Genomic DNA, 24,079 nt, shown 5'->3' on the forward strand with positions numbered 1-24,079 from the left:
GATGTCCCATAAAAATATACAGGAGGCCTGATAAAATGGCAATCGTTTCAGCAGAAAAATTTGTCCAAGCAGCTCGTGACAACGGTTATGCAGTTGGTGGATTTAACACAAACAACCTTGAGTGGACTCAAGCTATCTTGCGCGCAGCAGAAGCTAAAAAAGCTCCAGTTTTGATCCAAACTTCAATGGGTGCTGCTAAATACATGGGTGGTTACAAAGTTGCTCGCAACTTGATCGCTAACCTTGTTGAATCAATGGGTATCACTGTACCAGTAGCTATCCACCTTGACCACGGTCACTACGAAGATGCACTTGAGTGTATTCAAGTTGGTTATACTTCAGTTATGTTTGACGGTTCACACCTTCCAGTTGAAGAAAACCTTGAAAAAGCTCGTAAAGTTGTAGAATTTGCTCACGCAAATGGTGTATCAGTAGAAGCTGAAGTTGGAACTATCGGTGGTGAAGAAGACGGAATCATCGGTGACGGTGAATTGGCTCCAATTGAAGACGCTAAAGCAATGGTTGCAACTGGTATTGACTTCTTGGCAGCTGGTATCGGTAACATCCACGGTCCTTACCCAGCAAACTGGAAAGGTCTTCACCTTGACCACTTGCAAAAATTGACTGAAGCTGTACCAGGATTCCCAATCGTATTGCACGGTGGTTCAGGTATTCCTGATGACCAAATCCAAGCAGCTATCAAACTTGGTGTTGCTAAAGTTAACGTTAACACTGAATGCCAAATCGCATTCGCTAACGCAACTCGTAAATTTGCTCGTGACTACGAAGCAAACGAAGCAGAATACGACAAGAAAAAACTCTTCGACCCACGTAAATTCTTGGCTGACGGTGTAAAAGCTATCCAAGCATCAGTTGAAGAACGTATCGACGTATTCGGTTCAGAAGGTAAAGCTTAATCTAGCTGAACAAAACATAACAGAAACCTGCCCGTAAGGGTGGGTTTTTCATTTTCCAACTCTTCTCAATCTTATTTAAAAAGTGATATAATGAAGATGGAACGAATCATTTAGTGGATTTTTTGGTAAAACTAGTTTTTAAATCAACCTTTGAAAGGAAAAATAGCCATGATATTCGATCAGTCCTTGCAAGCTTACATACATGAAGTAGATGATGTTCTTGTAGCTTGGGAAGAAAAACCAAGTGGAAATTTTGAGATGGAAGCTCAGTTGCTTGCAGCCAATTACCATAAAAATCTTTCCCGTATTCTTGCATTTATACTGCCTCATTTACAAGAATTTTATGGTCATTTCACAGATGAAGAAGCTACTGAAAAATTGGGTAAACCCATCATCGAGCCAGAAAGACAAACCGTTACTTTCTGTGATCAAACTTTTGATGATATTCATATCTTTTCTTTTGATTATCAGGGGCAAGACTTTGAAATTCTAAAGAATTTTGCCATTGATGGTTAAGGTCTGTTTTCAGTTTTAAAAAGAAGGGGAGAGACTGATGAGTACTGCTGATTTTGTCTTTGTAGAGACTAAAGAACCCGTATTCCTTGATTTACAAGCCTTTTGTCGTGCTTTGAGAGAAAGATTCCCAGGTATTATGGTTAGAGAAAGAACTAATCCCGAAAAAGCTTACTCGCTTTCTTGGGATTATCAAAGTCCTCAGCTTACCTTGGAAAGTTCACTGAGTAGCAATAAAAATGTTTTTGTGATTGATTACTTTGATTCAACGAACAGATTACAAGATTATGCCTCCTACATCATCTGGCTTCGGAAATGGTTTCCAGCTGAAGAGAAGGTTTTCTTTTGTGATGAAGGATATGAGTATGTGTTGGAGCTTCCTAGTGTTTTATCCCAAAAAGAGTTGGAAAACTACTTACGAACAAGGTTTGATGAGTGAAGAAAAAGTTCAAAGACAAATATGATATGGAAAAGTGAAAAAGGAGAATCAGATGCTTACTAGAGATGAGATTTTAGTTGCTTTGCAAGATGCAATTACTGAATACCAAGAATTTGAGTTGGCAGATGAGATTATGGATGTTATGGAGCTTTATGATCAACCCTTTGATTTGGTTGCCCCCATTTTAGAATTTATTTCCGAGCATCCAGAAGTAGATTTTGGTTCTCCAGGTTACTTGGTTCACTTTGTGGAGAGATTTTATCATCAAGGCTATGAGGATTTATTGATGGAAGTAGTTGGTAAAAAGCCAACCTTGCATAATATTTGGATGCTTCATCGATGTTGTAATGACAATGATCCAAATCTAGTCTGGCAGATTCAGGCTTTGGTTGGAGAACTTAAGAAGGATAAGACTCTTGATTCACAAGTAAGAAGCATGATTGAAGACTTAACTTGGTAGAGGGAGGTGATGTAGCATCACCTTTTTATCTTTTCTTAGGGATAAAAATTTTCGATATGAATTAACACTTGTTTTCCTTAGACATTTGCACTATAATAGGGTGTTATTAGGGCTTTCTTTCCTTATGTTGAAAAAGAAGGCAGATTTTTGGAGATAAGAAGTCGTGTTTGAATGTTCAGGAGCTTGATTTAACGATTTCTTACTAAAGGGAGATAGATATGGCAATGATAGAAGTGGAACATCTTCAGAAAAATTTTGTGAAGACTGTTAAGGAACCGGGCTTGAAGGGAGCCTTGCGCTCCTTTATTCATCCTGAAAAGCAGACCTTTGAAGCGGTCAAGGATTTAACCTTTGAAGTTCCAAAAGGGCAGATTCTAGGCTTTATCGGAGCTAATGGTGCTGGGAAGTCGACAACCATCAAAATGCTAACAGGGATTTTGAAACCAACATCTGGTTTTTGTCGGATTAACGGCAAGATTCCCCAGGATAATCGCCAAGATTATGTCAAGGATATTGGAGTCGTTTTCGGACAACGTACCCAGCTATGGTGGGATTTGGCACTGCAAGAGACCTACACGGTTTTGAAGGAGATTTACGATGTGCCAGACTCGCTTTTCCATAAGCGTATGGACTTTTTGAATGAAGTTTTGGATTTGAAGGAATTTATCAAGGATCCTGTGCGGACTCTTTCATTGGGTCAACGGATGCGGGCGGACATTGCGGCTTCCTTGCTTCACAATCCCAAAGTTCTCTTTTTAGATGAGCCGACTATTGGTTTGGATGTGTCGGTCAAGGATAACATTCGACGTGCTATCACCCAGATTAATCAGGAGGAAGAGACAACTATTCTCTTGACCACTCACGACTTGAGCGATATTGAGCAACTCTGTGATCGGATTTTTATGATTGACAAGGGGCAGGAGATTTTTGATGGGACGGTGAGCCAGCTCAAGGAGACATTTGGCAAGATGAAGACTCTCTCCTTCGATCTGACGCCAGGTCAAAGTCATCTCGTCTCTCATTATGAAGGCTTACCTGATATATCCATTGATAGACAAGGAAATAACCTGACTATTGAATTTGATAGTTCCCGCTACCAATCAGCTGATATTATCAAGCAAACCTTATCTGATTTTGAAGTCCGTGATTTGAAGATGGTAGATACGGATATTGAAGATATTATCCGTCGCTTCTATCGAAAGGAGCTCTAAGATGGTCAAATTGTGGAGACGTTATAAACCCTTTATCAATGCGGGGATTCAGGAGTTGATTACCTATCGAGTAAACTTTCTTCTTTATCGGATTGGCGATGTCATGGGGGCTTTTGTGGAATTTTATCTCTGGAAGGCTGTCTTTGATTCCTCGCAAGAGCCTTTGATTCAGGGCTTCAGTATGGCGGATATCACCCTCTATATCATCATGAGTTTTGTGACTAATTTATTAACTGAGTCAGATAGCTCCTTTATGATCGGTGATGAGGTAAAAGATGGCTCTATTATCATGCGCTTATTAAGACCAGTCCATTTTGCGGCCTCTTATCTTTTCACTGAGCTTGGGTCAAAGTGGTTGATTTTCATCTCTGTTGGCCTGCCGTTTTTAAGTGTTATTGTCTTGATGAAAATTTTATCTGGGCAAGGGGTTATGGAAGTGCTGGGATTAACCATTCTTTATCTCTTTAGCTTAACGCTGGCTTATCTGATTAACTTTTTCTTTAATATCTGTTTTGGTTTTTCAGCATTTGTGTTTAAAAATTTATGGGGTTCTCAAGTATTTAAGGCTTCACTAGTATCCTTTATGTCAGGAAGTTTGATTCCTTTGGCTTTTTTTCCAAAGGTGGTTTCAGATATTCTCTCCTTCTTACCTTTCTCATCCTTGATTTACACTCCGGTCATGATCATTCTTGGGAAATACGATACCAGTCAGATTCTTCAGGCACTTTTGCTTCAGCTTTTCTGGCTTATAGTGATGGTGGGCTTGTCTCAGTTGATTTGGAAGCGAGTCCAGTCATTTATCACCATTCAGGGAGGTTAGTATGAAAAAATATCAACGCATGCATCTGATTTTTATCAGACAGTACATCAAGCAAATCATGGAATACAAGGTAGATTTTGTGGTTGGTGTGTTGGGAGTCTTTCTGACTCAAGGCCTGAACCTCTTGTTTCTCAATGTCATCTTTCAACACATCCCCTCGCTAGAAGGTTGGACCTTTCAAGAGATTGCCTTTATCTATGGATTTTCCTCAATTCCAAAGGGATTAGATCATCTCTTTTTTGACAATCTCTGGGCTTTAGGTCAACGACTAGTTCGAAAAGGGGAGTTTGACAAGTATCTGACTCGTCCTATCAATCCTCTCTTTCACATCCTCGTTGAGACCTTTCAGATTGATGCCTTGGGTGAACTTTTGGTCGGTGGAATTTTACTAGCGACAACGGCGACTAGCATTGCTTGGACTCTTCCCAAATTCCTGATTTTTCTAGTTTGTATTCCTTTTGCGACCTTGATTTATACTTCCTTGAAAATTGCAACAGCCAGCATCGCTTTTTGGACCAAGCAGTCAGGTGCCATGATTTACATTTTCTATATGTTTAATGATTTTGCCAAGTACCCGATTTCCATTTACAATTCGCTCCTTCGTTGGTTAATTAGCTTTATTGTGCCTTTTGCCTTTACGGCCTACTATCCTGCCAGCTATTTCTTGCAGGGCAAGGATGGACTCTTTAATATTGGTGGTTTGATTCTGATTTCTCTCATCTTCTTTTGCATCTCTCTGAAACTCTGGGATAGGGGATTAGACGCTTACGAAAGTGCAGGTTCTTAATAGCAAAAATTGGACCAAATCATGAAAGGATTTTATGATGTTTGTAATTGAAGAAGTGAAAGATGCCAATCAAAAAATGGCAGTTGTCGCTGAAGTTTTAAAGAATTTGCCAGAATGGTTTGGAATACCAGAAAGTACGCAAGCCTATATCGAAGGAGCCAAGGACTTGCAAGTGTGGGCTGCCTATCAGGAGAGTGATTTGGCTGGATTTGTAAGCTTATCATATTCTAGTGAAGATTGTGCAGAGATTGACTGTCTCGGAGTAAAAAAAGCTTATCAAGGTAGAGGAATTGGTAGTCAGTTACTTGCTACTTTAGAAAGTGAAGCACGTAAAAACGTTGATTATTTACAAGTGAAAACAGTAGCAGAAGGCTCTAATAAAGATTATGACCGAACAAATGTCTTTTATCGCAGTCTTGGTTTTAAAAAATTAGAGATTTTTCCGCAACTATGGGGACCCCAAAATCCTTGTCAGATTTTAATTAAAAAGATAGATTAAGAATCCCTTGACATCCTTCCTTATAGTGCTATACTATAAGTGGATTCGCCGATTTAGCTCAGTTGGTAGAGCACCGCACTCGTAACGCGTAGGTCACAGGTTCGATCCCTGCAATCGGCATTTTTAGTAATGTAAAGAAAGACAAAGAATATGCAAAGTGTTTATTTAAAGGCAATCATCACAAATTCATTTTTAAAAATAAATTAGTATTTTTTGTTTTTTTGACCAAATTTTGACCAAATTTTGACCAAAAATTATATTTTGGTCAATGATTATAGAATAAAATGGATCATGAAAATGTCTTTGATTTATAGTAGTGTTAAAAAGGACTTCCTTTATTGGAATGTCCTTATTTTTATTATGGAAATGACAAATGAGGTTAAGATTCAGTTCTATGAACTCAGAAAGAAAGTACAAAGCTTTAATCAGCTTTCAAAAAGATTTGGTATGGATATTTCTGGCTATGGTATGTGACAAGGTGAATTGATAGTTATTGAACAGAGAGCGTTAAAAAAGGGAAGAATCGTTACTATTCCACTGAATTAAAACAAGAAATAAATCAACAAAAGCCTATATAATAACAAATGTATTAAAAATAAAAAGATTTAGTTCAGTGTAATGCAGAACCAAATCTTATAGATAAATTATTTGTCTATTTTTTAGGAATTATATCTCTAAACGATATCATTTAACAATTAAATTGTTAGATCGAGCTTAAATCTCTGGTTTAATTTATTTATTGTGTCACTATCATTATATTCCTTAAATATTCTCATAGCTTTAGAACATTCTTTTTTACCTAGCTCTATTTGATTAGTTTTTATAAGATAAATACCTCTTAGAAAGAGCAAATAATTCTTTTCAAAATAATATCCTTGTCTAGTAAGTAAATTTTCTAAATCATCTATAAAAAATTGAGCGCTATCTAACAAATTATTTTTTAATAACATTTCTAGGTTAAATAAATATAGAGGAATTACTTTATGTGTTCCGGTATCCGTTTTTAAAAAATGTCGTGTTTTCTTGATTACTATTCTATATAGTAAGCTAATGGTTTTAGTATTCATAAAAAACACTGAATTATAGAAAAGTTTTAGTTCATACTCCATCCAAGTATCTACAGAAAGCAGATATTTTATTAATTCATTACATTTAGATGAATTATAAGGAAGGTTTGCAAGACGATTAATCTGTTGTTCAGCAATCAATTTTATGTGATAATTGCATAAAATTTTTTCTTGCTTTTGTTTTAACTCTATTTTATCCACTAATTCTTGAAGTAAAAATATATCTGAAGAATTTACAGCATGTTCTAATTCTTCAAAAAGACATTCTTTTTTGGAATAATAACAATGAACTAATTCTTCAAATTCTGAAAATGATATTCCAAGACGATTTAACAGAATATAAAAATGATTAATAGATAATTTTGTAATGCCATTTTCGAAACGAGAAATAGTTGATTCACTAATTTCATTACATGATAAATCTTTAAGACGAAAGTTTTTTGAAATACGAATATCCTTTAAAACTGCTCCAAAATTTTCCATTTTCATCCTCTTCCATTTTTGCAAAAAATAAAACACTTTTTTTCATTTTTGATATTATTATACAAAAATAAAAAAGAAAGGACAATAATATTATGAAAAAAATTTTATTGTCAACAGTTGCTTTACTAAGCTTAGTAGCCTCCTTGCCAGCAGATAATCAAGTTTCTGCTCAAGAATCCTCCTCTCAAACGACTTATAGTCAGTCAAGTGGAACTTGGCTAAAATCTGATAGCCGTTGGTGGTATAAGCATTCTGATGGTTCATATACTACAAATGGATGGGAAAAAATAGGTGGTACCTGGTACTATTTTGATAGTGAAGGTTGGATGAAGACAGGCTGGATTAAAGAATCTGGAAACTGGTATTATCTAGATGATAGTGGTGCTATGAAAACTGGATGGTGTTGGGTTTCTGGTAGCTGGTATTATTTAAATGGTAGCGGTGTAATGCAAACGGGACTACAGAATATCGAAGGTAAACAATATTATTTATCTAGTAGTGGTGATATGCAAGTTGGTTGGCATAATATCGGAGATGATACCTATTTCTTTGCTAATAGTGGGGAAAATCAAAATATCAATCGTCGGGCTTTAGTTCTTGGTGAAACATCTACTCCAGCAGTACCTATAGCAGATGTTAATGCAATGGAAAAGGTATTTAGTAACCAAAACTTTAGTGAAGTTGTTCGTTTCCCAGATAGAACTAAGTCCGAGATTATTGCAAAAATGCAAGAACTTTTTGAATCTTCTAGCGAAAGTGATGTGAACTATCTTTACTTTACTTGTCATGGAGGAAGAGACGGAAGAATCTATATTGGTAGTGATGGTCAAGCATTTTCTGGTTGGGAATTGGCGTCCATTTTGAAACAATACAATGGTAAGTTTGTTGTTATGCTGGATTGTTGTCATGCTGGAACAATTATCTCTAAAGATAATACAGGTGAATCCAATGAAGCAGCCTCTACGGAATATTTTGATTTGGACGAGTTTGTATCAGGATTTTCTAATATGAATGGTAACGAAAAATCAGGTGAGATGATTGACTCTAAATTTTTAGTATTATGCTCATCAAGAGGTGCAGAATACTCTAGTGGTGGATCATTAAGTTTAGCGACTAAATATTGGTCTTTAGGTTCAGGATGGAATCCTCTACAGAATTCACAAGTATCTTTAGCAGCAGACCAAAATTATAATCGCAGAATCACATTAAATGAATTGTATACATACTCTCGTGAACAAGTTTTGAAACAAAATTCTAACCAGCATATTGAAGTTTATCCAGACAACAGTCAATTTGTGTTATTTAAGAAATAAGGAGGCAATAAAATGAAAGTATCAAAAAAAATTACACTATTTAGTTTGTCTTTGGCAGGTTTAGTTTTATTGACTCTACCTCAAGCAGGAAAGGCATTTGAACTTAAAGAAGACTGGGCATTTAAAGGTGGTATTCGATACGAGAATGGAAAAGTCAGCAAGATTAATAATGGATATGAAGTAAATATTAAAGTGTTAGATTTACCTAGTACTAGCGAAATCGAATGGACAGTTAGTTTAAATGGAGTAAAGCAAAATACTAACTTTTTAGCTGAGGAAAGAACGGTATCTAAAACTGAAGATAAGGGACGTTTTTTACACTTTTATATCCCTTATGGATATCGTGGGGATATTGTAGTTGAGGCTAAGAGTGGTACTGAAGTGAAGACTTGGTCTACTAAGGTAGTTGACGATGTTGATTCAGATACTGCTAAGAGTGGCTACTTTGTTTTAGATGGTGACCAAATTTTAGAAAGCTCATGGGATTCTGTGAATGAGTCTTATGTTACAACTCTCCCAACTGTAACATCAGGAAAATCTGTTGTTGCTTGGCGTGAAGAAGGAACTCTTAATTTAATTAAACCAGGAAAAATTGCTCGACAATATAATAGCAGTGGATCATATGTAGAACTTTCTCCAATCTTTGAAACTGCTAGCTGGCTAAAATCAAACCAAAACTGGTACTATCAAAAACAAGGTGAATTAGTTCAAAATTCTTGGATCAAGGATCAGGGAAGCTGGTACTTTATGGATGATGAAGGGGTTATGTTTAATCAAACATGGCTATACCAAGGTGGTAGCTGGTATGCCTTTAAGTCATCAGGAGCTATGATTTCAGCTGATTGGTTGTACGATAATGGTTCTTGGTATTACCTAAAGAACTCAGGTTCAATGGCAACAGGATGGCTTAAAAATGGAGGCTCTTGGTATTACCTAGACAATTCAGGTTCAATGGCAACAGGTTGGCTTAAAGATAGTGGAACTTGGTATTACCTAGACAATTCAGGTTCAATGGCGACAGGATGGGTAAAAGATAGTGGCTCTTGGTATTATCTAAAGAATTCAGGTTCAATGGCAACAGGTTGGGTAAAAGATAGTGGTAAGTGGTACTATCTCGCATCATCTGGTAATATGCTTCGCAATACACGCACACCAGATGGCTATTATGTAGATGGTAGTGGCGCTTGGAAATAAATTTTAAAAAGAGAAAATCTACTGAGAAGGTAGATTTTCTTTTTTAGTTAATGAATATAGAATAAAGTAGATCAGGACTGGTCTATTTTATTCTATATTTTTTATTTGATTATTATAAATTCACCTTTTAAGTATGGTATAATAGTAACGAAATAACAGTTATTCTAATTTTTTCTCTGCTATGATTACATACAAGTTTTTATTTTAAAAAGTAACCAAGATGAGATTCATCCAAAAGCAGGATAAAAAAGGAAAAACGATAAGAGATCTATCAACAATCATATTTAACAGCGATATCACGATTAGAAATATTCCTGAAAAAGCGTATGAATATGTTGTAAATGGGAGATCCACTATTGAATGGATAATGGATCAATATCAAGTTAAAATTGATAAAAAATCTGGAATTACAGATGATACAAATGATTATAGTGATGATGAAAAGTACATTTTTAATTTGCTATTGAGAATCATCAATGTATCTATCCAAACGGTTAATTTAATCAATAGTTTACTTAAATTTGAAGTGGAGGAGTAAAATTATGGATAGCATTAATAATACTTTAAATATAATCATTTTATTGATGAACTCTATAATGGTAACAATAATTTTATTCTTCTATGTAAGGAATAGAAATAGAGAAAAATTAAAAAATCCTAATTTTAGAAGTATAGAAAAAATTATGAACAAGTATTATTCTGGATATTTTTTTAAGTTTCAAGACCTAGAATACTACCCAAAATTAAAAATAATTTATAGAAATCTATTATATGAATTTGACCAAGAAGGAATTTATATAGAAACTCTAGCAGAATACATTAAAACAGAAAATAAAACATCTTATCTAAAGAATTCTATAGCAGTCGTTATTGCTTTTTTTGGTGGTCAAGAATTAGATAAACTCCTTTCTAATTTTAAAAATATTCATGAATATTTTAGCAAAGAAAATTTTAATAATTTATTAAAACAACCAAGTCAGATTTTAAGTGAGCCGGAAAAACTAAATCAAATATTTCTTTTTTTAGCATCGGTTATTTTGATTTTATTTTCTATTTTATTCTTTTTTATTATTCTATTCCTTGATAATAGACATTTTATAAAAAAATATAGTTTAAAAAAGCAAGGGAAGCATATAATAGAAGATGTGATAACTTACTCTAAAAACAACAAAAATATAGGAGATTTAAACTCTAATGATTTCGTTTTCACTGATGAGAATATCTGTTTATTAAATATTGGAATCATAAAGATAGAAGAGATGTTTAAAATCACTTTTCCTAAAAATTTTACGAGTATAGGGAAAAAACTTGTGTATAATATAGAAAATAATACAAATAGAATTGAAATTCCTGGAATTATTTTTAATAATCAGAAGTATACATTTGTTTTTAAGAGACGGTCAAAAAATTCTACTCCATGTCTAATTGACGTTAAAACTCCAAATGGTATAAGTATATCCACGGAGAAAATAAAAAAGTTAATAACAATATTTGAAATCTTATTTTTAGGTGCTGAAATTGAGTATAATAAAATTACTTTTTTCGAAAAAGTGCTTCTTAAATTCACGGCTAATCCTACATTGGGAAGTAAAGTGTTCAAAGTTTTAAAACGCATAGCTTTTATAGGAGTATTTATTCTTTTGTTTATTTTAGTAATTATCGTTGGTATATTTATTATTGGAAATTATCTATTTTATATCCTCCTTTTTATTTATTTCCTCTTTAGATTAGCTCATTATATTGTAAAAAAATTATTTAGCTAATTAAGTACTTAAGAGATAAATTATTATATGGTTGAATTTAGAACCAATAAAAAATTGAGTAAAATATCTAAATAAGCAAGTTTATTGTATCAAGGAGAACTCAAATGGAGTTAAAAAAAGTAATTTATTACAATTCTGTACCACAATTTTTAAAACCTAAATTAAATTATTTTGCAAGAGATTTTCTAAATGATTATTCTGCTCAGATAGAAGACATAGAAGCAGGTTCTAATTTTGAAGTTGATGTAGAGTATGAAGGCAATTTAGAAGTTTATTTCGTTAAGTTTATCTTTAGAAAAAAAGATGGTAGTGTGTTTAGTGGTAATTCTGAAAATGAATTAGATATTTATTGCAATAATGAACTATCTGCAACTGTAATTTTAGAATAATAAAGTGAGAAAAAATATTATTCGTAGTAGACTATAATGTATATATATTGCTAAGAACGAGAGAGAATCAGTGATTCTTTCTTTTGTAATTTCAAATAAATTCAACGACGTTTTTATATGTGTTTGAAAAGTATGTGATGGATTAAATTTCTACAAATTTTATAGAGTCAAAAAATAACACTATCATCAGATAATGTTATTTTTTTTGTTATCATTGTAAAATTGTCTAGCTATTTCTTTAACATAATTTTCATATTTTGCTGGAATTTCTGCATTTGAAATATAGTTTTGATAATTAAAACTTTCATCAATTGGGTATTCACTATTTACTAGACTCATAAAATCAAGGATTCTTCTTTTTTCAGTATCAGACTCAATATGATTTTTAAAAGTCTCGATCTGAGATAAAGAGTTGTTACAATCATCATTAATGAGATGGTGTTTTTCGTGAAGAAGTATATTTATTTTTTCAATATCTGTTGTATCGGAACTAAGGAAAATAAAGTGTTTGTTATTTGCAAGTACATATCTCCCCTTACAGGATAAGTTGTCAAGAATGACAACTTGGCAGTTTAATTGCTCAATCTCTTTTATAACTTTATTTAGATTCATACTTATTTTTTATTTGCGAAGTAATCTTTCAGATAATTTTTGATGATTTCTCGGTCGTCATCTGTGATAGGCGTACCATCGAAAGCGACTGAATTATCAATAGCAGTATCTAAATCAATATCCGAATCAGGTTCAGGAAAATCAGTTTTCCCTAAAAGGTAGTCAGTTGAAACGTTGAAAAAATCTGCAAGTTTTTGAAGATTTTCTGCTGATGGTTTTCTTAGCCCTTTCTCCCACTGGGCATAACTTTGAGGTGAAGTTTGGAAGTAGTTTGCGACCTCTTTTTGAGTGAGTTTATTGTTCAGTCGAACTGCTTTTAATCTATCTTTAAATTCCATAATAAGTACCGTAATAAGAAATAATAAAATAATTTTATAAAAGTCTTGACAAAGTAATCATTTGATTATATAATAGTCGATGTAATCAAATGATTACATTTTTTCTGTGATGATTGACCTTTGAAAATTTAATAAAAAAACGTGTCAGGCAATGATTTACACTGACCAAACACGAATAATTGATGTTGCAACTTTATTATAAGTGATTTATGGTTAAAAGTCAAGTCTGTTAGTAGTTCTAGTTTTAATATCTACTAAGCTTTTATTAAGATCACGTTGGGTATTTCGTCCTTTCGCCTTAGTAGATAAGTAAAGGGAACTGACGGCTGGGGATAGTCAATGATACTTCGTAGAAGGTAGCTAGAGAGAGATAGTGAAGTCTATATGTCGTATGGTCGGTATGTGAGAGTTGAGTAATTAACTTTTGCTAATGCCTTTAGGTAAGAAAGAGGGGATATTGAGTTATTCTTAAATTCGTGACTTTGGCGAAGATAGTAGGCTTAGAAGCTGAAAATATGCGAAGATATGAGCATATAAATAATCAGGAATCAGTAAAGACATTAGAGAAAAGTCTTTACTGATTAGAAAATTAACAATAAGCTTTATTGTTAGTTTTCACAAGAGAATATACTTATATTCTTTTATGTGAATTAACAACAGGAAATGAGGTGATAAAGAGTTATTCAAAATTTATGTGCAAGATTCTATAGTTTTGAACAATCAATGAATAGATATTTCAAACTATAGCATACAAAAATGAATTATTATTTTTAAAGTCAGTTGGGGAACTGGCTTTTTTATTTGTAGAAAAGGAGAAAAATGATTGTAGTAACTAAGCGATCTCGTTCCCCTTCTTGAAAGTGACGAGATTAAAAAATAAAAATATCAATAAAAGGAGAATTAATAATAAATGTTGAAAAATCAAGAATTTAAGGCTTACGGTTCTATTCGTAAGATGAAATCTGGTGGTGCTTGTGGAGTTATCCTTGCACTTGCAATGTTGGGAATGGCTTTCTCTTCAACTGTAACTGCTGATGAGGTAAATGTGAATACCCCTGTAGCTGTAGAAAAGAAAGCAGAATTTGAAGTTGTAATTTCTCATGAATTGCTTGACAAAGCTATGAGTGAAGCTAAAGAAGCTGGGGTAAATGTTGAAATTGATGATGTTCAGGATGAAGGAGTTGCAACAAGCGAAACAGTCGTAAGTAAGCAGAAAGAAATTGAAGCTGACTATGCAAAACATGAATCAGAAGTCAAACAGAAAACGGATGAATATAAGAAAGCTAAAACAAATAACGAAGCTGAACGTCGAGCAGTTTTAGCTGAAAACGAGAGTATCGAACGTGATAATGCAAAGAAAAAAGATGACTACAAAGAAAGCCTGAAAGCTCAAGAAGATTATAATAAGAATGTTGACAAGGAAAATACGGAACTAAAAGAGCAGTATGACAAGAAGCTAGAAAACTACAATAAGGAACTGGCTGCTTACAACAATCAAAAAGAAGAACTTACTAAGAAAGGATTGAAGGCTGAAAATACTCATATTAAAGTTTATGGCAATTATGATGAAAGCAAACGTGGCAGTGTGGGCTATTACAGAAGCCTAACTGTTTCATTTGAAGGAGTAGAAGGTTTAACTGCTGTTAAAGATTATATTGGACTACATTCAGATACGACTATTAGTGGAAGTCGTACAGACTTGCTCTCAAAAAATGATGCTGTTTTTGCTGAAATTGTGAATCCAAAAGTAGGTGATTCATTCACGCTCCATAATGTTGCTGAAAGTAAAGAAGGTCAGAAAATATCTGCTCGATTTACTTTCAATAGTGTGGAAGCTGAGTGGGTTAAGGATGGCAAGCCATTAAGTGCTACAAAGATCTTTATTAGAAAAGACAATGGTAGTGGTTCAATCAATTTCTTGTTTGGGAATCTAGTTCAATTTGACACCAAAATTGACTTTTTTGATGAAAAGTCAGGAAAAGAAGTTGGGATGGCTATCGCTGCTACTTTTAATGATATTGATTATGGACAAGAATTACGCTTTACCTATCAAGATGGTTCAGAAGGAATTGTTTTAAATCCAAATGGTTCAGAAGTTAAGAAAGTAAACCGTGATAATAAGGAATATTATAAAGGCGAATATAAAACCCCATGGACTCATGATGTCCCTGAATTGGGAGTAAAAGCAGGTGATCTTGGATATGCTAACGTAGGGGATGAATCAGATATTCCTCTAGGTTCGCTTCTTTCTGTTGGATATGGTTCTAAGTTGAATTTTGCTTATCACAATGGAGTAGGTGTTCATGGTGAAGAAGAAATTGAATCAAAACGAGCAGAAGTTAAAAGACAGCTTGGTTCGGCAGGAAGTAATCTGAAAGATGAAGATATTTTTTATCAAGATGGGTGGGCTGTTGGTATCTTTGGTAAGGCAAGTTCAACAGTACCTGTGACTATTCTTTCTAAACCACCAGTTAAACCTGAGTTGAAGAAAAAAGATACTAAAGAAATAAAGCTTGTTTTGAGAAAACCAAAAGATTTACCAAATAAACCTGATGCCCCAACTGTAAAAATTAAATATAGACGTTTACGTGTAACTCCTTCCACTCCAAAACCTGTAAAGGCTATTACTGATAACTTTGGAAACAATATTGATGGAGCAAATACATTTGATAAAAATGTGAAATTCAGTTTGACAACGGATTACAAACCATATTCAACATTTACTGCTGATTCTAAAACTCATGGTAAGACTTGGGCAATGGTAGATGATGTACAAGATGGTGCTTACATGGTAGATGATAACAAAATCACAATGAAGGATTCTACTGGTAAAGATGTTAAGGATCTTTTTAATATGTATCATGTTCTTTCCGAAAAAGAACGTACACAGGAAATTCAAAACATTTTGAAAGAGGCAGGCTTGAATCCAAAAGGTGAGTTCTATATGTTTGTAGCGAAAGACTCGGCTTCATTCTATAAGAATTATGTAAGACAGGCTAAGAATATCACGATTGATCTTCCTGCTCATTTGTTGGTAGAAAAAGGTCAAACTGTGAAGAACGATTTCAACCAAATTGACTTTGGAAATGGCTATGTTTCTAACTTGGTAACGGTTCAAGTTCCTAACTTGAAACCTGAAAAACATGCTTTGGATCACAAAGATAATTCTAAAGTTCGGGACGGTCAAGAAATTCAAATTGGGGAATATTTACGCTATCTTTTGGACGGTGTAACTGTTCCAGCAAAACATGATACTCTTTATCAGTATGATGGCATTGATAAGTTAGATGTTAGACATGATCGTTATACTGGCAATTGGTCAGGAATCATTCGTGGTTCAGAATACCTTGCTGAAAAAGACTTAGTTCTTCCTTATGATGTCGTCTTGGCTGACGGTAAAGTGGTTAAGGCAGGAGATCAGATTGTGAAAGGTTCTGCTTATGCTTTTAAATTTGAATTTGATCAAAATACAAACTCTGACTTTATCAAGAAGATTGTTAAAGTAACATGGAATGAAAAAGACAGTAAGTGGGCTTACACTATTGACAAAGAGTTCCTAAACTCTCTAGGAGTACAAGGTACGTTTGATGCTGATTTCTATATCGAAGTTGAACGTATCGCAAGTGGGAAAGTTGAAAATACATTTGTCAATATTGTCAACGGTCAAGAGATGGAAGCTAAAGTAGTGACTCATACTCCTGAAGTTCCTAATTCTCCTGAATTACCTAAACTACCTAAGCCAGTTAAACCGACTGAGCCATCTAACCCAGTTGAACCATCCCAGTCAGTTGAATCAGTTAAACAAGAACAATCTGTAGAATTGAAAGAGTTGCCAAATACAGGTACTGATGCAAGTTCTCTTGGATTGATAGGTACTAGTATTTTATCTGTCCTTGGTTTGGCTGGTCTTAAACGTAAAAAAGATTAGTGAAGATTGTGTTGTTGGGCGATAATAGAACAGGGTTATCGTCCTTTTATTTTGTTTAAAAATGTAAATAGAAAAGGAAAATAAGAAATGAAAATTGAAAACTTTAAATTCAATCCTGAAGCGATTGGGAAGGCTAACTATGTACGCTCTGAAAAAGCACCAACTATTATTGAAGGTAAACCTTTTGAGGGGACACGACATATTGTGATGAATGGGAAGCACGGTATGTTCTCAATTATCACTCCAAAAGATATGGCTACATATCAAGTAAATGAGGAAGTTGAACCTATTGATCCAATTTTCCTAGAAGATTATGTTGAAGGACCGAATTTCTCTGCTTCAACAAATGTATTGGCTAAAGGACTTAAACGTGTAGGAGGTAATAAATAATGGCTAAAAACGGACTAGAACTTGGAAATCGTGTGGAAATTTTTTCAAAAAAATATCGTATTTTGAATGACTTGTTGTTAAATCCTAAGGAAGTTTTAGGGAATTGTAAATTTATTAAAAATGAAGGGGCACAGTTCGTAAATATTGATCTTGAAACAGGAGAAGGTGACTATGATGGTGTTGAAGTTCTAGTATATTCAGAAGGACAAGAAGACACTGTGTTCTTGAAAGTAACTGAACAATCAGAAGAAGAAATTGATGCTTTAAATCTTGGATATCAAGAAATTATTGACTTTGATACGTTGTTGGTCGCATATCATGGTATGCGTAAGGCTGACCGAAATCAAGTTGAGCCTAATAAGCACCGATTCGTATTTGTAGTTGATAAGCTAAAAAAAGCTGCTGTCAAACCTAAACAGGATCAAAAGCAAGAACAGAAACAAGAACATAAAGGATAATTGCTAAAGGAGAAAAGATATGGGTTTATTTCCTGCATATAGGGGAATTAAGATTAAGCCTTATATGGTAAATCTTAGATACTTTATCTTTTCTTTTTTCTTTTTGATATTCAGTCCTGTACTTGGATTCTATGTGTATCAAAATTTTGAAAAAATCAAGAATTTGGACATATCATCTATTGTCATATCTGTGATCCTATTGATTGTATTTGTTGTTTTAAGTATCTATTTAACATGGTTTTCGCAAGAAAGAATATTCCTATTTCAAAAGTTGGAAAGACTATCTAAACTGGCTTTCTTTTTGAAAGAAAATGGATATTCTTATACAAAAAAGGTGAAAAGAGATTCAGGTACGATTGATAAAGTTGTGTTTCCTGTTGTTTACTTGAAACAGAATCGTTATGATTTAGATGTAGCCTTTAAAATGGCTGGAAATAAGTTTCAGGAAAAATTTAAAAAGATTGCTAGTGAACTTGAAACAACCTTTTTCATGGACTTTATGGAAGTTCAGGACGATATTAAGTTTAAGACTTATAAACTTGCCTATTCTGCTTTTTTGAATCGGATCAAGGTGACTGATGTTAACTATTCGGATAAGGGGATTCAATTGATGAAGAATCTTTATTGGAATCCTGTTGATGATCCTCATTTATTGGTTGTTGGTGGTACTGGTGGTGGTAAAACAGTATTATTGAGAACATTGATTCGTGCAATGGCTAAAGTTGGTGTAGTGGATATAGGTGATCCAAAACAAGCTGACTTTGTGACTATGGCAGAACAAAGAGCTTTTGAAGGTCGTATCTCTTATGAAGCAGAAGATATAGTTTCTATGATAGAAAGAGCAGTAGAAATTATGTTTGCACGTTATTCTTATATGCGCAAGGAACGTGCAGAACATGGTGATAAGGATTTGAAGAAGTTCTATGAGTATGGCTTAGAGCCTTATTTCTTAGTTTGTGATGAATATAATGCCTTGTGTGCTATGCTTGATTTTCAAACAAGACAGCGTTTAGACAATGCTATGGGGCAATTCTTACTTTTAGGAAGACAAGCTGGTTGTTTTGGAGTAATAGCGATGCAGAAACCTTCGAGAGAAGACTTAGGATCTAAACTGCAAGCGAATATTAACTTCCGTATTTCTGTTGGTCGATTGGACGAGGTAGGTTATGACCTAGCCTTTGGGGAAGTCAATAGGAACAAGGAATTTAAGTATGTGAAATATCTTGCTGGTAAGCGTGTTTATGGTCGTGGTTATGCTTGTGTTTATGGAGAAGTAGCGAGGGAATTTTATTCACCGTTACTTGAAAGAAAATTATCATTTTATGATGAATATGAAAAGATAGATAGACGAGAAAATCCTTTCAATCCTTTAGAGAATCCTAGTGCTGGATTGTCTGAAGAAGAAAAACAAGTATTACAGGAAGAAATGCAAGCTAAAGAAGAATTGCGAAAAGGGCAAGTTAAAAAAGCTAATTCTGAAATGGTGCAAGAGTTGATGGCTAGTAAGAAAGAAATAAAGAAAGATGAAAAGGATCTTGCTAAAGCAAGTGATGTATCTATGGATATTGGAGTTAGTTTCTCCTCTGTTCAAAATTTACTGAAGAAGCTAGAAGAACTAGGAAAAATTACGATTATGAGGGAAGATGGAATAATTGTGATGAATCAGGCTCAGGTTCTTTTGGTTAGAGATTTGTTTGAGTTGAAAAAGACAAGAACTCAAAAATGGTCTGATATTTTGGAAGATTTTCCATTTGATGAATACGAACTATGAGAAGAGGGGAGATCCCCCTTTTCTTTGTTTATATGTAGTTGGTGTAGTCCAGCTCTCTAGTAGCTAGTAGCAGAAGCGAGGAAGCGAAGCAACGAGCGCCTGCGCTCACTAGCGCTCACTAGAGGGCTGGACTATACTAATTAACCCACCTATTCTAATAGGTGGGTAACAAAAGTTACAAAATGCACTTTACGCTTACGGCGATAAGGGATAAAGGTGTGTCCCTTTAGTGATTTTTTGTGTCCCTTTTGGTAAAAAATGGAGTTTTGAAGGAGAAATGGAAGGAAAAAACTTAAAAAAATTTAGAATAGAACTAAATATGACAAGAAAAGAGTTGTCATTAAAGACTGGTATCCCTGTTTCTACCCTAAAAGCCTATGAAAATGGGTATAGAACATTGAAAAAGGAAGATTTCATAGAAATAAAAAATCAGTTCAGTTTAAAAAACGGTGACACTAATCTAACAAGATACATGATTGACTATTTCAGATTTACGCTTCACAATGAAACAGATGTATACTTTGTGGCAAAAGAATTTTTTGGATTGGATGTTATGCTTCGACCTGAAACAACTTCATTTATGAAATATGAACTGTTGTATCGTTATGGTGATATTTGGTTTTTCGGCTTTAATTCCTGCTTTAGTGAAAATGGAGAGGATAAAAATAGGATTACGGTTCAATTAAGTGGTCAAGGCTGTCGTCAATTAGAAATGTATCTTGAAAATAGTAACCTAACGTGGACTGACTTTATAAAAAGGTTTCAGAAGTGTTATGGAGGTGATTTTAGTGTAACTCGAATAGATATTGCAGTTGATGAAATGGCAATGGAGGATACGAAGGAGAATTTTGATTTGTCAACACTAGTGACTAGATACTATCAACAAGAGATTGTATCACCTTATTTGAAGAGCTTTTCATTTGTCGGTGGCGGAGGATTTGATTTTGAAAATCCATTTGAATCAGAAAATAGGCAAGGCTTATCAATCTATCTTGGTAGTCGTCAATCTGAAATGTATTTTAACTTTTATGAAAAGAGATACGAGATAGCAAAGAAAGAAGGAATTAGCGTATCAGCTAGTGTCAGACTGTTTAGGATATGGAATCGTTATGAAGTTCGTTTTTCGCAAGGAAAAGCTAGGGCATTTGTTTCAGAAGTCTTAGCTGGTACTGAAATTGCAGAATTAACGAGGTCAATTTTTCAAGGAGCGATACAAATCTATGATGGTACTGATGAACATGGTTTTAGAAAGTATGATAGCAAGTGGCAACAACTTTTCGGAAATCATGAAGCAGTCAGACTAACAGTTAGCCCTGAACCTTATTCAGTGGAAAGGACGATTAGATGGTTGGTAGAAAGGGTTTCTAATTCATTATTATTTGTGTCTGAGATTGATCGAATGTTCATGCAAGAGAATATGAAAAAGATAATGGATTCAGGAGAACTAACACCTAGACAGCGAAAAGAATTAGAGTTTCTTCAAAATCAGTTAGGGAGGACAGAATGATTGAATATAAAGACATTGAAAAAATTGTATATTTGATTCCTGCAAGAAATTTTTATGATGGTTTGACAGATAGTAAGGTAGCAAGAGATTATCAAGCCTATATTGAGTTTCAATCTCAAACCTATAAGCTGACAAAGAAGCGAAGTGATTGGGTTAAATTGAAACGATTGATTACAGATTATGAATCATATTTAGCAGGACAAGTAGATGTTAAGAGAAAGTTACTTTGGTTTGGATTGTTAAGAAGGAGTAAAGAAGAAATAGAAATGGAGTGTTTAAAATTGATTGAACGATTTCATTTAGAGGGGTGGATGTGAATATGAAAGTTAAGAAACGTTCTCCAGCCTGTCTAATTAGAAAATGTAAAAGATAAAAATGAAAAGAAAGAGGTATAAAAAATGGCTTTAGCTGGAAAAGATAAACAAATTATTGATTTGTCGAATGAACTTGCAAAAAAACTAAAGGATCAAGAATTTAAGCAAGCATGGACTATGGCTGGTGAATTGAGTGCACTTCTTAAAAATGAAGAAGAATTGCAACTACCGTATCAAGTTATTGAATGTATCAAGAAAGACCTGTCTAGTTATTATGCGATGAATAAGGAACTTAATAAAGTTACAAATAGAGCATTTGCGATTGGTTGTAGTTTTGAGCGTTCAGCTTCAATTTAATGAAAATTGTGAAGGAGGTCAATTATGGCTTCCTTTTTATTTTTTGGAAGGAGAGTTAAATGAGTGTTAAAGTAGTTTACGATAATTTTTCTGATGTATGTAAAAACTATGTGCATGGGAAAACCTTATTGGATTTACCTGAGAAAGTTATTGCTAAGTTAGATGAATGTTTTGATGGTGTGGAGTTTAAAGAATTTGAAGGTTGTAATCCTGATAATGTAGCAATCAATTCATTTACAGAAGTTGATACGAAGGAAGCATTGATTGATTTTGCCAAAATTATAAACCATGAAGAATATGAGCAGTTAGTCAATGAAGAGCGATTATTTGCTTATGTAGAAGAACATAAAGAAGAAATCATCAATCGTTTGAGTGAATCATATACCTATTTAGGTCATGAGGACGATAGTTGGTTTTTGTTGCAGTAGAAAGTAAAGGAGGGAAATAAAAATGGATTTAATGGCTTTAGTTATTTATAAAGGAATCGCAAGACGAGTTTTGCTTCCATGCTCTAGTGAAGAAGTAGCTGAACGCTTTGGATATGAAGGTCAAGAAATTGAGGTTACAATTGATTCGATTGAAGGTTTGCCTACTTTGAATTGTGAAGATTTAACTTTAGATTTAGCGAATAGTATTGCTGAAAATATTGAAGATGTAGATGAAGATATTGTTTTATCGGTTATTGAAACAGAATCTTCTGATCCATCATACTTAGATAGTTATGATTTTGATGATTGTTATTTATATCCTGAAGTTGCAACTGATAGAGATTTAGGTGAATATCTTGTTGAGGAACTTGGTGTAGAACTATCTAAGGAAAAGTTGCTTCTTTATTTAGACTATGAAAAATTTGGTCGTGATGTTCGTTTAGAAGAAGGTGGTAGCTTTGTTGATAAAGGTTACTTTGTATCAAGATGATAGCGAATATAAGGGTTCTGAACGAAGGTAATTTTGAATTTCTTTGTGAATTGGATATTATGAAGTACAGTCGAGATCAAATCCTAGAAAGAATGAAAGATAGAGGTATTGAAAAAGATAATTTTTTTATTTGTGGGATTTCTGATTGGGAAGTAGATAAGATTATGTCTTTAGATGAGGTTTACTTGCTGAAGAAAGCAGTGTTGGAATTATATGATGGTGATGAATACATTGTCAAATTTCAATTACAGCGTTATATTCCTGTGACAAAAATTGCAACGACTTATTATAGATTTTGTTCTAAAGATGAAGTTGATACAATTTTTGAATTGACGAAAGAGTTAGATTATAAATCAGTTATTGATTATTTTTTTAAGTGTGAGAATTGGGTGACAGTATTTCAAGGATTTATTAACCAAGGAGAAGTTTTGAATACTCCTAATGGATTTTATAGAAAGGTTTCTTTTTAATGAGGAATATGTTTTTAAAGAAGCCACGAAAAGACAAACAATTAAAGATTAAAAAAATAAGCCAGAAAAAATCGAATTTGATTTTTTTAGCTGGCTTATCTTTTTTTGTCTTATTCGGAGCTTTTTCTATGTTTGTTTCTTTATCGACTACTGCAAAAATGAAAGCAAGACTTTCTGAATCTCCTGTTTTCGAAGCAAGAAAAGAAACAGATCGAACTTTGGAACAGTTTTTAGATGGCTATGTGAGTAGATATTTTACTTATGATTCACAAGCTGGATCATCTGATGAAAATATCTCCAAACTGAATGACTATTATGGAAGTGTTCCTGATGTAAAAAATCAAGGTCAGACAAAACAGGAAATGAATCTTGTTAGTGCTCGAATGTTAAGTGCTAAAGATGGAATTGCTGTTTACCGTGTGATCTATGATACAAAAAATGGAGATAAAAGCCAGCGAGTAGGGATTGAATTTTCGATTCCTTACGGTGAAAAAAATGGTAAGTATTATGTATCTGGATTGTCTTGGTTTTCTCCTGTAAGTGATTTTAAAGCTGATGGGGTAGAAAAAGAGAATCATGTATCTCTAGTTGCGAATGATGAAATGGAAGAAGGAAAACGTAAAAAGTTGGTATCTTTCATGGAATTGTTCTTTAAAAATTATACGACTAGTCAAGCAAACTTAGATTTGATTTCTAGTGGAATTAAGTCTATTGGTGGAGCAACATTCAAGAGTTTGGATTATACCTATTTCAAGGAAAAAGATGGGAAAATACTTGCTTATGCTCAAATCACTCTTGATGTTGCTGGGACAACTCATAGCGAAAATTTTAGTTTTGAGTTACGACAAGATAAAGATAGTTATTTTGTAGAAAAGATGGAACACACAATTCCATCTGATTTTAATAAAAAGGAAGAAAAAGGAGAATAGAATAAATGGCATTGTTTCAATTTTTAGTATCAAAACTTGGTGTTCCAGCAGTCGCATTTTTTGCTGGTATGAAGGCTCTTAAAGCATGGAAGGAGCAGCAGTTAGGAAAACTTGTTGTGATTGTTTTGATTGCAGGATTCATTCTTTTCTTTTTTGAAAATCCTGAGACAGTATTAAATGCTACGAAGCCTATTTGGTCTAAAGCCCTTGAATTATTCAAGTAGGAAAATGT

At 33.8% G+C, this 24,079-nt stretch carries 27 protein-coding genes, 1 tRNA gene and 1 pseudogene; 26 read left to right on the forward strand and 3 right to left on the reverse strand.

The genetic code is table 11. The features are described 5' to 3' along the window. Positions 1 to 35: 35 nt before the first annotated feature. The 9 genes from AC3E7H_RS01850 to AC3E7H_RS01890 all read left to right on the forward strand — a co-directional run bounded on the left by AC3E7H_RS01850 (position 36) and on the right by AC3E7H_RS01890 (position 5,766). Positions 36 to 917 carry a class II fructose-bisphosphate aldolase gene (locus AC3E7H_RS01850; protein WP_001019005.1) on the forward strand — a complete coding sequence of 294 codons (882 nt, stop codon included), beginning with the start codon at positions 36 to 38 and terminating at the stop codon, positions 915 to 917. Between the two features lie 168 nt (positions 918 to 1,085). Next, entirely contained in the window at positions 1,086 to 1,433 is a 348-nt protein-coding gene (locus tag AC3E7H_RS01855; RefSeq protein ID WP_000575572.1) for a hypothetical protein, read from the forward strand. 37 nt (positions 1,434 to 1,470) lie between these two features. Continuing rightward, positions 1,471 to 1,869 (forward strand): hypothetical protein, encoded by a 399-nt coding sequence (locus AC3E7H_RS01860; protein ID WP_000100681.1) that lies wholly within the window; start codon positions 1,471 to 1,473, stop codon positions 1,867 to 1,869. A gap of 52 nt (positions 1,870 to 1,921) precedes the next feature. Beyond that, the gene (locus AC3E7H_RS01865) at positions 1,922 to 2,329 is read left to right on the forward strand and encodes a hypothetical protein (RefSeq protein WP_000957736.1); all 408 of its coding nucleotides are present in this window, start codon (positions 1,922 to 1,924) and stop codon (positions 2,327 to 2,329) included. Positions 2,330 to 2,547: 218 nt separating this feature from the next. Next, a complete protein-coding gene (locus AC3E7H_RS01870; RefSeq protein ID WP_001240803.1) occupies positions 2,548 to 3,540 on the forward strand; it encodes an ABC transporter ATP-binding protein in 993 nt (330 codons plus the stop codon). Position 3,541: 1 nt separating this feature from the next. Then, the gene (locus tag AC3E7H_RS01875) at positions 3,542 to 4,360 is read left to right on the forward strand and encodes an ABC transporter permease (protein ID WP_000240155.1); all 819 of its coding nucleotides are present in this window, start codon (positions 3,542 to 3,544) and stop codon (positions 4,358 to 4,360) included. A 1-nt stretch (position 4,361) separates the two neighbouring features. Beyond that, positions 4,362 to 5,147: an ABC transporter permease gene (locus tag AC3E7H_RS01880; RefSeq protein WP_000760746.1), complete on the forward strand. Its 786-nt coding sequence runs from the start codon at positions 4,362 to 4,364 to the stop codon at positions 5,145 to 5,147. Between the two features lie 37 nt (positions 5,148 to 5,184). Next, positions 5,185 to 5,646 (forward strand): GNAT family N-acetyltransferase, encoded by a 462-nt coding sequence (locus AC3E7H_RS01885; protein ID WP_007554548.1) that lies wholly within the window; start codon positions 5,185 to 5,187, stop codon positions 5,644 to 5,646. A 47-nt stretch (positions 5,647 to 5,693) separates the two neighbouring features. Continuing rightward, positions 5,694 to 5,766 (forward strand) — tRNA-Thr (locus AC3E7H_RS01890). A 575-nt stretch (positions 5,767 to 6,341) separates the two neighbouring features. Here the strand turns inward: AC3E7H_RS01890 and AC3E7H_RS01895 are convergent. Further along, positions 6,342 to 7,196 (reverse strand): helix-turn-helix domain-containing protein, encoded by an 855-nt coding sequence (locus tag AC3E7H_RS01895; protein ID WP_490675994.1) that lies wholly within the window; start codon positions 7,194 to 7,196, stop codon positions 6,342 to 6,344. 92 nt (positions 7,197 to 7,288) lie between these two features. Between AC3E7H_RS01895 and AC3E7H_RS01900 the strand changes: the two genes are divergently transcribed. From AC3E7H_RS01900 to AC3E7H_RS01920, 5 genes and pseudogenes are all read left to right on the forward strand, one after another. Beyond that, on the forward strand, positions 7,289 to 8,509 hold the full coding sequence (locus AC3E7H_RS01900) for a caspase family protein (RefSeq protein ID WP_490675995.1): 1,221 nt from the start codon (positions 7,289 to 7,291) through the stop codon (positions 8,507 to 8,509). Positions 8,510 to 8,521: 12 nt separating this feature from the next. Then, positions 8,522 to 9,703 carry an N-acetylmuramoyl-L-alanine amidase family protein gene (locus AC3E7H_RS01905; protein ID WP_490675996.1) on the forward strand — a complete coding sequence of 394 codons (1,182 nt, stop codon included), beginning with the start codon at positions 8,522 to 8,524 and terminating at the stop codon, positions 9,701 to 9,703. Between the two features lie 208 nt (positions 9,704 to 9,911). Then, positions 9,912 to 10,241: pseudogene (locus AC3E7H_RS01910) on the forward strand (type ISP restriction/modification enzyme); the annotation flags it as partial. A 4-nt stretch (positions 10,242 to 10,245) separates the two neighbouring features. After that, on the forward strand, positions 10,246 to 11,466 hold the full coding sequence (locus AC3E7H_RS01915) for a hypothetical protein (RefSeq protein ID WP_049504165.1): 1,221 nt from the start codon (positions 10,246 to 10,248) through the stop codon (positions 11,464 to 11,466). A gap of 104 nt (positions 11,467 to 11,570) precedes the next feature. Further along, the gene (locus AC3E7H_RS01920) at positions 11,571 to 11,855 is read left to right on the forward strand and encodes a hypothetical protein (RefSeq protein WP_490675997.1); all 285 of its coding nucleotides are present in this window, start codon (positions 11,571 to 11,573) and stop codon (positions 11,853 to 11,855) included. A gap of 186 nt (positions 11,856 to 12,041) precedes the next feature. On the opposite strand, the gene AC3E7H_RS01925 is transcribed toward AC3E7H_RS01920, so the two are convergent. Both AC3E7H_RS01925 and AC3E7H_RS01930 read right to left on the reverse strand, forming a co-directional pair. After that, complete coding sequence (locus tag AC3E7H_RS01925; protein ID WP_049504169.1) at positions 12,042 to 12,467, reverse strand: ImmA/IrrE family metallo-endopeptidase; 426 nt, start codon at positions 12,465 to 12,467, stop codon at positions 12,042 to 12,044. Between the two features lie 2 nt (positions 12,468 to 12,469). Beyond that, positions 12,470 to 12,805 carry a helix-turn-helix domain-containing protein gene (locus tag AC3E7H_RS01930; RefSeq protein WP_490675998.1) on the reverse strand — a complete coding sequence of 112 codons (336 nt, stop codon included), beginning with the start codon at positions 12,803 to 12,805 and terminating at the stop codon, positions 12,470 to 12,472. 910 nt (positions 12,806 to 13,715) lie between these two features. Here AC3E7H_RS01930 and AC3E7H_RS01935 point away from each other — a divergent pair. The 12 genes from AC3E7H_RS01935 (at position 13,716) to AC3E7H_RS01990 (ending at position 24,071) form a co-directional block, all read left to right on the forward strand. Beyond that, positions 13,716 to 16,733: an SspB-related isopeptide-forming adhesin gene (locus AC3E7H_RS01935; protein ID WP_490675999.1), complete on the forward strand. Its 3,018-nt coding sequence runs from the start codon at positions 13,716 to 13,718 to the stop codon at positions 16,731 to 16,733. A gap of 87 nt (positions 16,734 to 16,820) precedes the next feature. Beyond that, positions 16,821 to 17,123, forward strand: coding sequence for a hypothetical protein (locus AC3E7H_RS01940; RefSeq protein ID WP_373114293.1), 303 nt, complete (start codon positions 16,821 to 16,823; stop codon positions 17,121 to 17,123). After that, complete coding sequence (locus tag AC3E7H_RS01945) at positions 17,123 to 17,581, forward strand: hypothetical protein (RefSeq protein ID WP_490676000.1); 459 nt, start codon at positions 17,123 to 17,125, stop codon at positions 17,579 to 17,581. The genes AC3E7H_RS01940 and AC3E7H_RS01945 overlap by 1 nt, the downstream gene beginning before the upstream one ends. Before the next feature lie 19 nt (positions 17,582 to 17,600). Further along, positions 17,601 to 19,352 carry an FtsK/SpoIIIE domain-containing protein gene (locus AC3E7H_RS01950; RefSeq protein ID WP_490676001.1) on the forward strand — a complete coding sequence of 584 codons (1,752 nt, stop codon included), beginning with the start codon at positions 17,601 to 17,603 and terminating at the stop codon, positions 19,350 to 19,352. A gap of 277 nt (positions 19,353 to 19,629) precedes the next feature. Continuing rightward, on the forward strand, positions 19,630 to 20,859 hold the full coding sequence (locus AC3E7H_RS01955) for a replication initiation factor domain-containing protein (protein ID WP_414267195.1): 1,230 nt from the start codon (positions 19,630 to 19,632) through the stop codon (positions 20,857 to 20,859). Continuing rightward, positions 20,856 to 21,176: a hypothetical protein gene (locus AC3E7H_RS01960; protein WP_490676002.1), complete on the forward strand. Its 321-nt coding sequence runs from the start codon at positions 20,856 to 20,858 to the stop codon at positions 21,174 to 21,176. The genes AC3E7H_RS01955 and AC3E7H_RS01960 overlap by 4 nt, the downstream gene beginning before the upstream one ends. A gap of 81 nt (positions 21,177 to 21,257) precedes the next feature. Next, entirely contained in the window at positions 21,258 to 21,530 is a 273-nt protein-coding gene (locus AC3E7H_RS01965; protein ID WP_001152051.1) for a hypothetical protein, read from the forward strand. 59 nt (positions 21,531 to 21,589) lie between these two features. After that, on the forward strand, positions 21,590 to 21,958 hold the full coding sequence (locus AC3E7H_RS01970) for a hypothetical protein (protein WP_373114286.1): 369 nt from the start codon (positions 21,590 to 21,592) through the stop codon (positions 21,956 to 21,958). A 22-nt stretch (positions 21,959 to 21,980) separates the two neighbouring features. Continuing rightward, positions 21,981 to 22,448, forward strand: coding sequence for an antirestriction protein ArdA (locus tag AC3E7H_RS01975; protein ID WP_490676003.1), 468 nt, complete (start codon positions 21,981 to 21,983; stop codon positions 22,446 to 22,448). Continuing rightward, complete coding sequence (locus tag AC3E7H_RS01980) at positions 22,445 to 22,918, forward strand: hypothetical protein (protein WP_414267199.1); 474 nt, start codon at positions 22,445 to 22,447, stop codon at positions 22,916 to 22,918. The genes AC3E7H_RS01975 and AC3E7H_RS01980 overlap by 4 nt, the downstream gene beginning before the upstream one ends. A gap of 8 nt (positions 22,919 to 22,926) precedes the next feature. Next, positions 22,927 to 23,847: a conjugal transfer protein gene (locus AC3E7H_RS01985; protein ID WP_414267200.1), complete on the forward strand. Its 921-nt coding sequence runs from the start codon at positions 22,927 to 22,929 to the stop codon at positions 23,845 to 23,847. A gap of 5 nt (positions 23,848 to 23,852) precedes the next feature. Further along, positions 23,853 to 24,071 (forward strand): TcpD family membrane protein, encoded by a 219-nt coding sequence (locus tag AC3E7H_RS01990; RefSeq protein ID WP_490676004.1) that lies wholly within the window; start codon positions 23,853 to 23,855, stop codon positions 24,069 to 24,071. Positions 24,072 to 24,079: the final 8 nt, after the last annotated feature.

The sequence above is a fragment of the Streptococcus sp. SCPM-O-B-15304 (M98) genome, assembly GCF_058200215.1.

Excerpts from the sequence above, each read along its gene's own strand:
- AC3E7H_RS01990 (WP_490676004.1), top strand. The coding sequence starts at position 23,853 with ATGGCATTGTTTCAATTTTTAGTATCAAAACTTGGTGTTCCAGCAGTC.
- AC3E7H_RS01855 (WP_000575572.1), top strand. The coding sequence starts at position 1,086 with ATGATATTCGATCAGTCCTTGCAAGCTTACATACATGAAGTAGATGAT.
- AC3E7H_RS01920 (WP_490675997.1), top strand. The coding sequence starts at position 11,571 with ATGGAGTTAAAAAAAGTAATTTATTACAATTCTGTACCACAATTTTTA.
- AC3E7H_RS01975 (WP_490676003.1), top strand. The coding sequence starts at position 21,981 with ATGGATTTAATGGCTTTAGTTATTTATAAAGGAATCGCAAGACGAGTT.
- AC3E7H_RS01895 (WP_490675994.1), bottom strand. The coding sequence starts at position 7,196 with ATGGAAAATTTTGGAGCAGTTTTAAAGGATATTCGTATTTCAAAAAAC.
- AC3E7H_RS01980 (WP_414267199.1), top strand. The coding sequence starts at position 22,445 with ATGATAGCGAATATAAGGGTTCTGAACGAAGGTAATTTTGAATTTCTT.
- AC3E7H_RS01940 (WP_373114293.1), top strand. The coding sequence starts at position 16,821 with ATGAAAATTGAAAACTTTAAATTCAATCCTGAAGCGATTGGGAAGGCT.
- AC3E7H_RS01865 (WP_000957736.1), top strand. The coding sequence starts at position 1,922 with ATGCTTACTAGAGATGAGATTTTAGTTGCTTTGCAAGATGCAATTACT.
- AC3E7H_RS01880 (WP_000760746.1), top strand. The coding sequence starts at position 4,362 with ATGAAAAAATATCAACGCATGCATCTGATTTTTATCAGACAGTACATC.
- AC3E7H_RS01965 (WP_001152051.1), top strand. The coding sequence starts at position 21,258 with ATGGCTTTAGCTGGAAAAGATAAACAAATTATTGATTTGTCGAATGAA.
- AC3E7H_RS01915 (WP_049504165.1), top strand. The coding sequence starts at position 10,246 with ATGGATAGCATTAATAATACTTTAAATATAATCATTTTATTGATGAAC.
- AC3E7H_RS01875 (WP_000240155.1), top strand. The coding sequence starts at position 3,542 with ATGGTCAAATTGTGGAGACGTTATAAACCCTTTATCAATGCGGGGATT.
- AC3E7H_RS01935 (WP_490675999.1), top strand. The coding sequence starts at position 13,716 with ATGTTGAAAAATCAAGAATTTAAGGCTTACGGTTCTATTCGTAAGATG.
- AC3E7H_RS01850 (WP_001019005.1), top strand. The coding sequence starts at position 36 with ATGGCAATCGTTTCAGCAGAAAAATTTGTCCAAGCAGCTCGTGACAAC.
- AC3E7H_RS01955 (WP_414267195.1), top strand. The coding sequence starts at position 19,630 with ATGGAAGGAAAAAACTTAAAAAAATTTAGAATAGAACTAAATATGACA.
- AC3E7H_RS01960 (WP_490676002.1), top strand. The coding sequence starts at position 20,856 with ATGATTGAATATAAAGACATTGAAAAAATTGTATATTTGATTCCTGCA.
- AC3E7H_RS01945 (WP_490676000.1), top strand. The coding sequence starts at position 17,123 with ATGGCTAAAAACGGACTAGAACTTGGAAATCGTGTGGAAATTTTTTCA.
- AC3E7H_RS01970 (WP_373114286.1), top strand. The coding sequence starts at position 21,590 with ATGAGTGTTAAAGTAGTTTACGATAATTTTTCTGATGTATGTAAAAAC.
- AC3E7H_RS01925 (WP_049504169.1), bottom strand. The coding sequence starts at position 12,467 with ATGAATCTAAATAAAGTTATAAAAGAGATTGAGCAATTAAACTGCCAA.
- AC3E7H_RS01900 (WP_490675995.1), top strand. The coding sequence starts at position 7,289 with ATGAAAAAAATTTTATTGTCAACAGTTGCTTTACTAAGCTTAGTAGCC.
- AC3E7H_RS01950 (WP_490676001.1), top strand. The coding sequence starts at position 17,601 with ATGGGTTTATTTCCTGCATATAGGGGAATTAAGATTAAGCCTTATATG.
- AC3E7H_RS01870 (WP_001240803.1), top strand. The coding sequence starts at position 2,548 with ATGGCAATGATAGAAGTGGAACATCTTCAGAAAAATTTTGTGAAGACT.
- AC3E7H_RS01860 (WP_000100681.1), top strand. The coding sequence starts at position 1,471 with ATGAGTACTGCTGATTTTGTCTTTGTAGAGACTAAAGAACCCGTATTC.
- AC3E7H_RS01985 (WP_414267200.1), top strand. The coding sequence starts at position 22,927 with ATGTTTTTAAAGAAGCCACGAAAAGACAAACAATTAAAGATTAAAAAA.
- AC3E7H_RS01885 (WP_007554548.1), top strand. The coding sequence starts at position 5,185 with ATGTTTGTAATTGAAGAAGTGAAAGATGCCAATCAAAAAATGGCAGTT.
- AC3E7H_RS01905 (WP_490675996.1), top strand. The coding sequence starts at position 8,522 with ATGAAAGTATCAAAAAAAATTACACTATTTAGTTTGTCTTTGGCAGGT.
- AC3E7H_RS01930 (WP_490675998.1), bottom strand. The coding sequence starts at position 12,805 with ATGGAATTTAAAGATAGATTAAAAGCAGTTCGACTGAACAATAAACTC.